The following is an 11,849-nucleotide window of genomic DNA, read 5'->3' as shown; positions in this document are numbered from 1 at the left end:
AGAGGATTGACACCGTGGAGACGATTCCGATTCAGGTGCCCGACGGCAGCACGCTTCCGGTGCGGTTGTTCCCGGGGCGGGAGGGCCGGCCTGTGGTGGTGATCTTTCCCGGGCTCGGGGTGCCTGCCGGCTACTACGACACCGTGGCGCAGGCGCTCGTCGAGCACGGGTACAACGCGGCGATCGGCGAACTCCGCGGTCAGGGCGACAGCCGGCCGCGACCCGGCCCGGAGAGCGATTACGGGTACCAGGAGCTGGCGTCGGTGGACTTTCCGGCGGTGTTCGAGGTGGTGCGGGAACGGTTCGACGAGAGCACGCCGTTCCTGCTCGGCCACAGCATGGGCGGCCAGCTCGGCGTGATGTACGCCGCGCGGTCCGATGGCGGTCTGGGCGGGATGATCCTGGTGGCGTCGGGGTCGCCGTTCCACCGTGGCCACGGCGTGGTGCGGGGTGCGGGTCTGCTCGTCGGCTCGGCGGCGATGTCGATCACCGCGAACGTGGCCGGGTTCTGGCCGGGCGATCGGTTCGACGTCGGCGGGTTCGGCCGCCAGTCGAAGGTGCTGATCTCGGACTGGTCGAGGTTCGCGCGGACCGGGCTGCTCGAGCCCGCCGGCGCCGACATCGACTACGAGGACCGGATCGGCCGGCTGACACTGCCGGTCCTGTCGATCTCGGTGGAAGGGGACGATCTCGCGCCGAAGCAGTCGATCCGCAATCTCGTCCGCAAGTTCCCGAAGGCGGACCTGACGACCTGGCACCAGAACGAGCCACTCGGGCACAACGGCTGGATCCGCAACTGCGCGACCACGGTCGACCGGATCGTGGCCTGGCTCGGCGACCGGACCTGAGGCGCGGTGCCCCCGGCTCCCGATCGTCCCCAGGACGCGACCGTCGCAGGCGGTCCGCCCACCGCGTTCGCGCCGCCGACCCGGTTCGGGCCGGGTGCGACCGGGGGAACCGGGACGCGGTCGGGTCCGAGCGCCGGCGTCGTCGTCGACACCGGCGCCGCGCGGCTGGCGCAGGACTGGGAGCGGGACGGCCGCCCACCGGGGGACCTGCGCGACTATCTGCCGGACACCGACGCGATCCGCCGGACGGCGCTGGTGGAGCTGATCTCGGTCGACCTCGCGTACCGCTGGCTCCGGGCGCGCGAGCCGAAACGCATCGCCGACTACTGCCTCGAGTTCCCGGAGCTGCTCGCCGGAACGATTCCCCCGGAACTGGTCTACGAGGAGTACCGGGTCCGCCGGCTCGGTGGGGAGGACGTGCACCCCGACGAGTACACCGCGGAGTTCCCGCAGCAGGCCGAGCGGTTCGCCTGGCTGCTCGAGCACGACCCGCGAACCACCGCGAGCGTCGGACCGTCCGACCTGCCGACCGGGGCGGACCTGCAGGTCGGGGCGCGGCTGGACGACTTCGACCTGGTCGCGGAGCTCGGTCACGGCGCCTTCGCCCGGGTGTTCCTGGCGTGGCAGGCGTCGATGCGCCGGTGGGTGGCGTTGAAGCTGTCCCGCAACGTGGGTTCCGAGCCGCAGACCCTCGCCCAGCTCGACCACCAGTACATCGTCCGGGTCTACGACCAGCGGGTACTCGAGGACCGTCAGCTGCGGGCGCTGTTCATGGAGTACGTTCCCGGCGGCACCCTCCTCGACGTGGTGCGCCTGGTGCGGGAGGTCCCGCCGGAGCGCCGCACCGGGCAGTTGCTGCTCGACGCGATCGACCGGGAACTCGCCCGCAAGGGGACACCGGTGCCGGGTGAGTCGAGCGTGCGGGCCGAGGTGGCCGCGCTGTCGTGGCCGGAGACGGTCGCGTGGATCGGGTTTCGGCTCGCCGAGGCGCTCGAGTACGCGCGGCAGCAGGGCATCCTGCATCGCGACATCAAACCCGCCAACGTGCTGCTGACCGCGGAGGGGATTCCGAAGCTCGCCGACTTCAACGTCAGCTCCGTGGACGTCGTCGCCGTTCCGGGTGCGTCCGGGGCGGTGGCCGGATCGCTGGCCTACATGTCGCCGGAGCAATTGGCGGCGGTCGTCGATCCGGGTGGCGCATCGATCGACACCCGCAGCGACATCTACGCGCTCGGGGTGATGCTGTGGGAACTGCTCACCGGGACGCGGCCGTTCCCCGACGCCCGCGCCGGTGAGTCCCCGGCGGAGTTGCTCGACGAGCGCCGCCGCGGCGTCGATCCGGAGACCGCGGCGCAGCTGCCACCGAATTGCCCGGCCGCGTTGCGTCGGGTGCTGCTCACCTCGCTCGCACCCGACCCCGACCAGCGATGGTCGAACGGCCGCAAGCTCGCCCGGCAGTTCGCGCTGTGCCTGTACCCCCATGCCCGCGATCTCGTCGACCCGCCGCCGGACAGCATGCGCACCACCCTGGGGCGGTGGCCGCTGCCGGTGCTGCTCGCGGCGATCGGCGTGCCGGACCTGATCGCGACGACCTACAACTACTACTACAACAGGGAGATGATCATCCGGGCCCTGTCCCCGGCCGCCCAACAGCACCTCGAACAGGTGCACCTGGTGATCGGAGCGTCGGCGTTCCCGGTCGGTGCGGTCGCGATCGTCTTCTGGTGCCGGCTCGCGCTGACCGTGCCCCGCGGCATCCGGGAGGGCCGGACGTTCCCGGCGGACGTGCTGGCCCGAGCACGGTTGGCGACGCTGAACATCGGCCATCGTGCGGTGGTCGTCAGTTTCGTGCTGTGGCTGGTCGCGGGAATCGTGTATCCGGTCGCGCTGCAGGCGGTGGCCGGGGCCATCCCGCCGCACGCGTACCTGCACCTGCTCGCGTCGCTGGTGGTGTGCGGCGCCGTCGCGGTCTCGTACCCGTACTTCCTGCTCACGTTCTACGCGCTCCGGTGCCTGTACCCGATCCTGCTGTCGCACGGCGAGCTGGGCAGTGCCGACAGCCGCGACCTGCGGGCGCTGCGCGCGGTCAGCACGCGCTACCTCGGCGTCGCGGCGTCGGTGCCGCTCGTCGGCATCGCCGGCCTGAGCTTCGTCGGTCCGGGCCCCGGCAGCGAGGTCGCGTTCACGGTGCGCGTGTTGTGCCTCGGTGGTGTCGCAGGCTTCCTCGGTGTCTATCAGCTCTTCCGGCGGATCGAGTCCGACATCCGGGCGCTGCGCCGGGTGATCGGCATCCGCGGCTGACGGCGGGACCCGACCGGGTGCCTCGGATCCGCGCGTCAGCTCAGGGTGCGCCAGAGGAACTCGTACGCCAGTGCCGACTTGAACGCGAGCTGCGCGTTGTCGGCGGCGCCGCCGTGCCCGCCCTCGATGTTCTCGTAGTACCAGACCCGGTGGCCCTGCTCCTCGAGCCGTGCCGCCATCTTCCGCGCATGGCCGGGGTGCACCCGGTCGTCGCGGGTGGACGTGGTGATCAGCACCGGCGGGTAGGCGCGGTCCGGGTCGGTGTTCTGGTACGGCGAGTACTGCTCGATGAACGCCCACTGGTCCGGATCGTCGGGGTCGCCGTACTCGGCCATCCACGACGCACCCGCGAGCAGCAGGTGGTAGCGGCGCATGTCGAGCAGCGGGACCTGGCAGACGATCGCGCCGAACAGTTCCGGGTAGCGGGTGAGCATCACCCCCATCAGCAGCCCGCCGTTGCTGCCGCCCTGCGCCCCGAGCCGGTCGGCCGTGGTGACACCGCGGTCGACGAGGTCGCGGGCCACGGCGGCGAAATCCTCGAAGGCCTTGTGTCGCCCGGCCTTCAGCGCCTGTGTGTGCCAGCCCGGTCCGTACTCGCCGCCGCCGCGGATGTTCGCGACCACGTAGGTACCGCCGCGTTCGAGCCAGCCGAGACCGAGGGCGCCGCTGTAGGCGGGGAGCATCGAGTTCTCGAAGCCGCCGTACCCGTACAGCAGGGTCGGGCCCGGCTCGGCGCCGTCTCGCCGCACCACGAAGTAGGGGATCGAGGTGCCGTCGTCGGAGGTCGCGAAGTGCTGCGACACCGACAGATTCGAGGTGTCGAAGAAGGACGGCGCCTGCTTGAGTTCCTCCACCGGTTCGCCGACGTACCCGTGCAGCAGGGTCGCGGGGGTCAGGTAGCCGCTGGAGTTGAGGAAGTACTCGTCGGACGTGACCGGGTCCACGTCCAGCACGTCGGTGGAGGTGAGTTCGGAGATGCCGCCCAGCGGGGTGTCCGTCCACCCGCCGGGGCCGGGCGTGAGCACCCGAAGCCGGGTTTGTACGTCCGATAGCGTCACCAGCAGAAGATGATTGCGGGTCCACACGTACTGTTCCAGCGACGTGTGCGGATCCGGGGCGAACAGGACCGTCAGGTCCCGTGAACCGGCCTGGTAGTCGGCGTAGCGGGCGGCGAGGAGGGTGCCCGCGGGGTGGGTGACGTCGCCGACCGTCCACGGGGAGCGGGTGCGGATCAGCAGCCACTCGCGGTGTGCCGACACCCGGGCGTCCTCGGGCGCGTCGATGCGGACCGCGGTGCCGTCGGCCGCGAGTTCGTACCGGTGCGAGGTGTGGAAGTCGACCGACCGCTCGGCGAAACTCCGCTCGAAGCCGGGAGTGCGGTCGTACCAGGCCGAGACCGCGACATCGGAGTGCTCGCCCTCGAACACGGGCTCCGCCGCCGTCACGTCGGTGCCGCGCCGCCACCGCAGCGCGGTCCGGGGGTAGCCGGAGTCGGTCAGGGAGCCGTCGCCGGTGTCGGTGCCGACGTAGACGGTGTCGACGTCGATCCAGTCGACGTCGGACTTGGCCTCGGGCAGGACGAAACCGCCGTCCTCGGGGGTCAGGAAGCGTCGGCGCACCAGGTCGAACTCGCGGATCACGACGGCGTCCGCGCCGCCACGCGACAGGCTGATCAGGGCGCGCGTCTGGTCGGTGTCGTCCTCGGTGCGCAGCACCAGCGCGCCGGACCAGACCCAGTTCTCGCCCTCGTCCTCGGCGAGCGCATCCAGGTCGACCAGCACCTCCCAGTCGGGGGAGTCGGTGCGGTAGGAGTCCATCGAGGTGCGCCGCCACAGGCCGCGCACGTGCTCACCGTCGCGCCAGAAGTTGTAGAGGTGTGCGCCCCGCCGGCGCACGTACGGAATCCTGGCGTCGGTGTCGAACACCCCGCGGATCCGAGCCCGCAGCTCGGTGAACTCCGGCGACTCGGCGTAGTCGGCGACCGTGTGGGCGTTGCGGGTGCGCACCCAGTCCAGGGCGGTGTCACCGGTGACGTCCTCGAGCCAGAGATACGGGTCGTTCGGGGCGGAATCCATTTCTCATTGATACCCCCGGCGCGCCGATCCGCGTGCGGGTGGTGGCCCGCGCGTCGGCAGGGGTTCCCATTTCCGGTCCCGGGTGTTACAAATTCAGTACAGCTGTTCTCGGTCTGTAACACTGAGGTGGTCGTGGCGACCCGCACGCTCGACGAGCTCGCGCCGCCGATGACCGCGCGGTCGGTCGTGCTGAGCCTGCTGCTCGGCACGCGTCCGGCGCGGCTGCCGGGGCGGGAGATCACCCGCACCGGCGAGCTGTTCGGCATCGCGCCGTCGACCATGCGCGCCGCCCTGTCGCGGATGGTCGCGGCCGGAGACCTCGTCGCGACCGACTCGATGTACCTGCTCGGGGCCCGGCACCGCGAGCCTCAGGCCGTGCAGGAGGCGCTGGTGAACCCGCGCCGGCTCCCGTTCGCCGGCCGCTGGCACATGGTCGTGGTCGTGGTCACCGGTCGGGACGCCGCCGCCCGCGGCGCGCTGCGCACCACCCTCGCCGAGCACCGCTACGCGGAGCTGCGGGAGGGGGTGTGGCTGCGACCGGACAACCTGGCCGGCCCCGACCTCCCGCCCCTCGACGAGGTGCACCGGTTCACCACCGTGCCCGACGACCCCGGCGTGCTGATGCGCCGGCTGTGGGACCTCGACACCTGGGCGGCCGAGGCCCGGCTGATCCTCGACGCCCTGACCGTTCCCGGGCAGTCGAAGGAGAGGTTCATGGCCGCGGCCGCCGCGGTGCGGCACCTCCGTACCGATCCCGCCCTGCCCGACGAGCTGCGGCCCGGGGGCTGGCCCGCCGACGAATTGCGGTGGGCCTACGACGATTACCGCGCTCAGTTCGCCGAACTGAGCATGCGTGAGGAAGTGGAGGACGAGCCGTGAAGACCCACGAGGTGACCAACCAGGTTCCGCTGCTGGTCGACTACGACACCGCCGGGCACCCGCTCTTCGACGAGATCCTGACCGCGGCCGGCGCCGCCGACGCCCTCGGCGAGGTGCACGAGGTCGGCCGGCTGGCGGGCACCGCGTACGCCAGGGAGCTCGGGGACCGGGCCGAGGCGCACCCGCCGATCCTGCGCACCCACGACCGCTACGGCAACCGGATCGACCGGGTCGACTACGACCCCGCCTACCACGACCTGATGCGGCACGCCGTCGGGTTCGGCCTGCACGGCGCCCCGTGGCGCGACCACCGCGACAACGCGCACCTGATCCGGGCCGCGAAGTTCTCCGCGTGGCAGGTCACCGACGCGGGCCACGGCTGCCCGATCTCGATGACCTACGCCGCGGTGCCGGCGCTGCGCGCGGACGAGAAGCTCTCCGCGGAGTTCGAGCCGCTGCTGACGGGGAACGACTACGACCCGGCCGTGACCCCGACCGCGCTCAAGCGGGGCCTGATCGCCGGCATGTCGATGACCGAGAAGCAGGGCGGCTCCGACGTGCGGGCCAACACCACGACCGCCACGCCGCAGCCAGACGGGAGCTACCGCATCGTCGGGCACAAGTGGTTCACCTCGGCGCCGATGTCGGACATCCTGCTCACCCTCGCGCAGGCGCCGGGCGGACTGACCTGTTTCGTGCTGCCGCGGGTGCTGCCGGACGGCACGATGAACGCCATTGCACTGCAGCGCCTGAAGGACAAGCTGGGCAACAGGTCCAATGCCAGCAGCGAGATCGAGTACGACAACGCGCTCGGCTGGCGTCTCGGCGACGAGGGCCGCGGCGTGCGCACCATCATCGAGATGGTCAACATGACCCGGCTGGACTGCACCCTCGGCAGTGCCGCGCTGATGCGCGAGGCGGTCGGGCAGGCCGCCCACCACGCGGCGCACCGCCGCGCGTTCGGCGGTCTGCTCGTCGACAAGCCGTTGATGCGCAACGTGATCGCCGATCTGGCTGTCGAGGCGGAGGCGTCGACGACGGTCGCGCTGTGGCTGGCCTCGCAGACCGACGCCGCGCTGCGCGGTGACGAGCGGGCCGCGCTGCTACGGCGCCTCGGCCTGGCGGTGTCGAAGTACTACGTGTGCAAGCGCGGACCGGGGCTCGCGGCGGAGGCGCTCGAGTGCCTGGGTGGCAACGGATTCGTCGAGGAGTCCGGGATGCCGCGCATCTACCGCGAGGCACCCCTGGCGTCGATCTGGGAGGGCAGCGGCAACGTCGCCGCGCTCGACACCCTGCGTGCGCTGGCCAAGCAGCCCGACGTGCTCGGCGTGTACTTCGACGAACTCGACGCCGCGGCGGGGGCGGACGCGCGCTACGACGCCTACGTCGCCGCGCTCAAGGCCCAGTTCGCCGACCCGGAGGAGCTCGAGTACCGCTCGCGGGTCGTGGTGGGCCGGCTCGCGCTCGCGCTGCAGGGGTCGCTGCTGGTGCGGTCCGGGAACTCGGCGGTCACCGACGCATTCGTCGCCACTCGCTTGGCCGGGGACTGGGGCACCGTCTACGGCACGCTGCCCACGGGCCTGGACCTGGCCCCGATCATCGAGAGGGCCGTCCCGCTCGTCGCCTCCTGACCGCAGAGCCGGAGTACGTCGAGCCCCGTCGGGCGAGGTCCGGGAGCGGGGACTGCGGTCGTCGTAGTGGCCACGGGGAGGGTCTGCCGCCGTGTACCATGCCGAGCGCAAGCAAGCGTTCGATCGGTGTGCAGGGGGGCGACCGGTGGCATCGACCCGGCGAGAAGAGATCCTGTTCCACGCCGCCAAACTGTTCAGCGAACGCGGCGTCGCGGGTACCACCGTGCGGGACATCGCGGACGAGGTCGGCATCCTCTCCGGAAGCCTCTACCACTACTTCGGTTCCAAGGACGCGATCGTCTTCGAGATCGTGATCTCCTTCGTCGACGACCTCAACGAACGGTACGAGGCGAGGCTGGTACCGGGTGAATCGGGTCGTGACCGGATCGACCGCATGGTCGAGGTGTCGTTCGCGACCGCCGCCGACCACCCGTTCGCGACCGAGATCTACCAGAACGAGAGTGCGCTGTCCTCGCAGTCGGCGGACACCCGGATCTCGACAGCGGTGCGGCGCGCCAACGAGTTCTGGGCGGAGGCGATCGCGCGCGGTGTCGAGTCGGACGAGTTCCGCGGCGACATCGATCCCGACACGTTCAATCGGATGCTGCGCGAATCCGTGTGGTCCACCGTTCGGTTCAATCGGGCGACGCTCGCCCGCGACGCCGACCGACTGCGCCACGACCTGATCGCGGTGTTCCTCGACGGGTTCGCGGTCGGCGGAGCCCCGGAGGCCTCCGCGACGCGCGCGGCCGGCGCGGTCCGTCGGCCGGAAGGGCCCGGGCGCGTGGCCGCGCCTGACGTGGAAAGCGTTGATTCCGTGAAGGATTCGGATCTCGACGAGCTTCGGCGTGACGTGCGGGAGCTCAAGGACGCGATCCGCGAACTGCGTGCGCGTCGCGGTGACTGATCGCCCGGTCCCGCGCCGACGGCGGCGCGTTGACTTCGGATTGTGACCCAGGGCATACTCTGTCCGCACAATCAACCAAGCACTTGCTTGATTTATCGATTGTGATCGATCGGGGCGTCGGCTCGACTCCGCACGCAGTCGACGGGTGTGGTGGAACCGACAGGAGCAGTGACGATGACCGGACGAATCTCCACCACCCTCGACGTCGCGGTCGGCGACTTCGCAACCGCGCCGCGCACGCTCGACGGCCTCGGCGTCAGTGAACTGGTGCGGCACTGGGCACTGACGATCGGTGACCGGACGGCGTTCATCACCCCCGACGCCCGGATCTCGTGGGCCGACTACGACGTGGCCGCGGACCGGATCGCGTCCGCGCTCGCGGCCGTGGGGGACTGCGGCCGCGGATCCGAACCGGACGCCGTCGCGCTGTACCTGCCCGACACCATGGTCTTCCACGCGGCACTGTGTGCCGCGTGGCGCACCGGCCGGATCGCCGTCGGTATCGGATCACGTTCGGGTGCAAGGGAAGTGGCTCACCTGAGTTCGCGGGCCGGGTGCCGGATCCTGATCACCGCCCGCACCCTGCGTGGGCAGGACACGGCGCCGCTCGTCGCGGAGCTCTGCGCTGGACCCGATGGTCCGGATCACGTGATCTACGTCGACGACCACGGTTCGGTCGAGCTCGAGGACGCCGCCGGTGAGCCGGTCCCCGTCACCGGGCGCCGTTTCGACGCCGGCAGCCCGCGTTTCGGCATCCACGACGTGTCGATGCTCAACTCCACGTCCGGCACCACCGGCCTGCCCAAACTCGTCACGCAGACCGAACACCGGTGGATCGCGTTCTCGGAGGTGGCCGTCCGCGCCGGGAACATCACCGGCGACGACGTGTTCTTCGGCGCCGTGCCCGCGCCGTTCGGGTTCGGGCTGTGGACCTCGCACTTCCTGCCCGCGCTTCTCGGCGCGTCCAACGTGGTGGTCGAGCGGTTCGGCGCCGACACGATGATCGACCTGCTCGAGCGGGAACGGGTCACGGTGTTGAACTGCGTCAGCACCCAGTTCAAGATGCTGCTGCGGTCGGAACGGGCCCGCGCCGCGGATCTCGGTTCCCTGCGCGCGATGTTCACCGGCGGTGAGGCGGTGCCGTACTCCGAGGCGCTCGAGTTCGAGCGCCGGACCGGGGCCGCGGTGCTGCAGTTCTACGGCTCCAACGAGACCGGCGCGGTGAGTGTCACCACCGTCGAGGACGACGTCGACACCCGTCTGCGCACCTGTGGGCACGTGCTCGAGAACATGCGGGTGCGGGTGTTCGACGACGCCGGTGACGAGGTGCTCGGCAACGAGCGTCGCGGACAGCCCGCCGTCAACGGCCCACTCATGTGCCACGGCTACTGGGACGATCCGGACGCCGACCGGGATCTTCGCACCCCCGACGGCTGGATGCTGCTGGGCGACGTCGTCGAGATCGACGCCACCGGACGGGTGCGCGTCGTCGGACGCAAGGCGGACATCATCATCCGCGGTGGCAAGAACATCTCGGCGGTCGAGGTCGAGGAGTTCGTTCGCTCCCACCCGGCCGTGACCCTCGTCGCCGTCGTCGGTGTGCACGACCCGCTGTTCGGCGAGAAGGTGTGCGCCGTCGTCGTCACCGCCGACGGCACCGAACTGACCGCGCCCGAGCTGTCGGCGTGGCTCTCCGGGCAGGGCGTCACCCGGGAGTACATACCCGAGCACGTCGTCACGGTCGACGAGTTGCCGTTGGCTCCGGGCGGGAAGGTCGCCAAGGGCGCGGTGAAGGCCCTCGCGGAGGAACTGCCGGCCTGACGCGCGCCCCGCCGGCCGACGCGGCCGGCGGGTGGCCTCTCACAGCCCGATCGACGCGGCCAGCATCGGCCACGACTCGTGCAGGTCGTCCTGCCAGTAGCCCCACGAGTGGGTGCCGGCCGGTCGGAAGTCGAACGTCGCGGGGATGCCGAGTTGGGCCAGGCGGGTCTGCAGGTTGTGCGTGCATCCGTTGACGGCCGCCTCGATGACGCCGCCGACCACGACCTGGTTCACGAGCGTGGCGGGGTTGCCGTCGACGCCGGGGGCCGCGAGGTTGTCGTGGTCGCCGGGCAGGCCGGACGACGCCGAGACGAACAGCTGCAGCCCGCGCAGCTTCTCGGCGTTGACGACCGGGTCGTTCGCCCGCCAGCCGGGTCCGTCGAACGGGCCCCACATGTTGGTCGCGTCGCCGCCACCGCGGGTCTCGACGACGGAGCGGACGAACAGCTGGCCTTCCTCCGTGGAGGTTTCGGCGCAGCCGCTGTACGCCCCGACGCTCCGGTACAGACCCGGCGCATCGATTGCGAGGTTCAGCACCGAGGTACCGGCCATCGAGATGCCGGCGATCGAGTTCACGCGGGTGGTGTCGAAGGCCGAGTCGATGATCGGGGGCAGTTCCCGGGTCAGGAAGGTGGTCCACTTGTTGCGACCGAGTTCCGGATCGTCCTTCTCCCAGTCGGTGTAGTAGCTGAACGCACCGCCGATCGGGGTGACCACGTTGACGTTCTTGTCGGCGAAGAAGTTCATCACGTCGGTCCGCTTCTGCCAGGTCGCGCTGTCCTCGCCGCCGCCGGCGCCGTTGAGCAGGTACAGGACCGGCCTGGGCGCGCCTCTGTCCGCGGGCAGGATCACCTCGACGGGGATGACCCTGCCCATCGCCGCCGAGTACACCTGGGCGGTCACCTTGCGGTCGGAGTTCCTGTCGATCCGCTGGAGATACGACGAGTCGCTGCTGACGGCCGTGGTGTCCCCGGTGGGCGCGGCGGTGCCGACGGCCGGCGTGGCCAGCAGGGGGAGCGCCGTCAGCGCCGCGGCGGCCGCCACCACGCGTGCGCGGCGAGTGTGGTTTCGAAGACGCATTGGTCAACCTTCGATCGTCCGGTGGGCGCGCGCCGGTCTCGGGGCCGACGACCCGTGTCTTCCCTTTGTACCCGACTCCACGGTCGTTGGTCAGGGCAAGAACACCGCCCCGGACGAGGCAAAAGCGCAGGTGGTCACATTGTTGCTTTGCGTAACTACCTGGTCTGCCGTGTGCTGCGCCACACCGGCGGCCCCGCCGGTTCGTCAGGGCGGACGGGTGGTCGTGGACCCGGTCCTGACGGGCCCACGACCACCCCATGATTGTCGTCGCGGCCGGTGCTGCAGGACAGGCAACCGCCCGGAATTC

8 protein-coding genes are annotated in these 11,849 nt (G+C 70.8%); 6 read left to right on the top strand and 2 right to left on the bottom strand.

What is annotated here, in order from left to right:
- Window positions 1-14 precede the first annotated feature (14 nt).
- Together ABD951_RS22455 and ABD951_RS22450 are read left to right on the top strand one after the other, a co-directional pair.
- Window positions 15-848, top strand: a complete 834-nt coding sequence (locus tag ABD951_RS22455; protein WP_345350447.1) for an alpha/beta hydrolase family protein — start codon at window positions 15-17, stop codon at window positions 846-848.
- A gap of 6 nt (window positions 849-854) precedes the next feature.
- Window positions 855-3,149: a serine/threonine-protein kinase gene (locus ABD951_RS22450; RefSeq protein WP_345350444.1), complete on the top strand. Its 2,295-nt coding sequence runs from the start codon at window positions 855-857 to the stop codon at window positions 3,147-3,149.
- Between the two features lie 35 nt (window positions 3,150-3,184).
- Here the strand turns inward: ABD951_RS22450 and ABD951_RS22445 are convergent, their stop codons facing one another.
- Complete coding sequence (locus tag ABD951_RS22445; RefSeq protein ID WP_345350441.1) at window positions 3,185-5,224, bottom strand: prolyl oligopeptidase family serine peptidase; 2,040 nt, start codon at window positions 5,222-5,224, stop codon at window positions 3,185-3,187.
- A gap of 132 nt (window positions 5,225-5,356) precedes the next feature.
- Between ABD951_RS22445 and ABD951_RS22440 the strand changes: the two genes are divergently transcribed.
- The 4 genes from ABD951_RS22440 to ABD951_RS22425 all read left to right on the top strand — a co-directional run bounded on the left by ABD951_RS22440 (window position 5,357) and on the right by ABD951_RS22425 (window position 10,462).
- Window positions 5,357-6,103, top strand: a complete 747-nt coding sequence (locus ABD951_RS22440; protein WP_425569916.1) for a PaaX domain-containing protein, C- domain protein — start codon at window positions 5,357-5,359, stop codon at window positions 6,101-6,103.
- The gene (locus ABD951_RS22435; protein WP_345350438.1) at window positions 6,100-7,734 is read left to right on the top strand and encodes an acyl-CoA dehydrogenase family protein; all 1,635 of its coding nucleotides are present in this window, start codon (window positions 6,100-6,102) and stop codon (window positions 7,732-7,734) included. Before ABD951_RS22440 ends, ABD951_RS22435 begins: the two co-directional genes overlap by 4 nt.
- A gap of 145 nt (window positions 7,735-7,879) precedes the next feature.
- Window positions 7,880-8,641: a TetR/AcrR family transcriptional regulator gene (locus tag ABD951_RS22430; protein ID WP_345350435.1), complete on the top strand. Its 762-nt coding sequence runs from the start codon at window positions 7,880-7,882 to the stop codon at window positions 8,639-8,641.
- 174 nt (window positions 8,642-8,815) lie between these two features.
- Entirely contained in the window at window positions 8,816-10,462 is a 1,647-nt protein-coding gene (locus ABD951_RS22425; protein WP_345350432.1) for a class I adenylate-forming enzyme family protein, read from the top strand.
- A gap of 39 nt (window positions 10,463-10,501) precedes the next feature.
- Here the strand turns inward: ABD951_RS22425 and ABD951_RS22420 are convergent, their stop codons facing one another.
- Entirely contained in the window at window positions 10,502-11,542 is a 1,041-nt protein-coding gene (locus ABD951_RS22420; protein ID WP_345350429.1) for an alpha/beta hydrolase, read from the bottom strand.
- Between the last annotated feature and the right edge of the window lie 307 nt (window positions 11,543-11,849).

Origin of the sequence: Rhodococcus olei (genome assembly GCF_039540555.1) — a bacterium.
Classification (GTDB): Bacteria; Actinomycetota; Actinomycetes; order Mycobacteriales; family Mycobacteriaceae; genus Rhodococcus_G; species Rhodococcus_G olei.
This window is presented reverse-complemented; position numbering and strand designations above follow the sequence as displayed.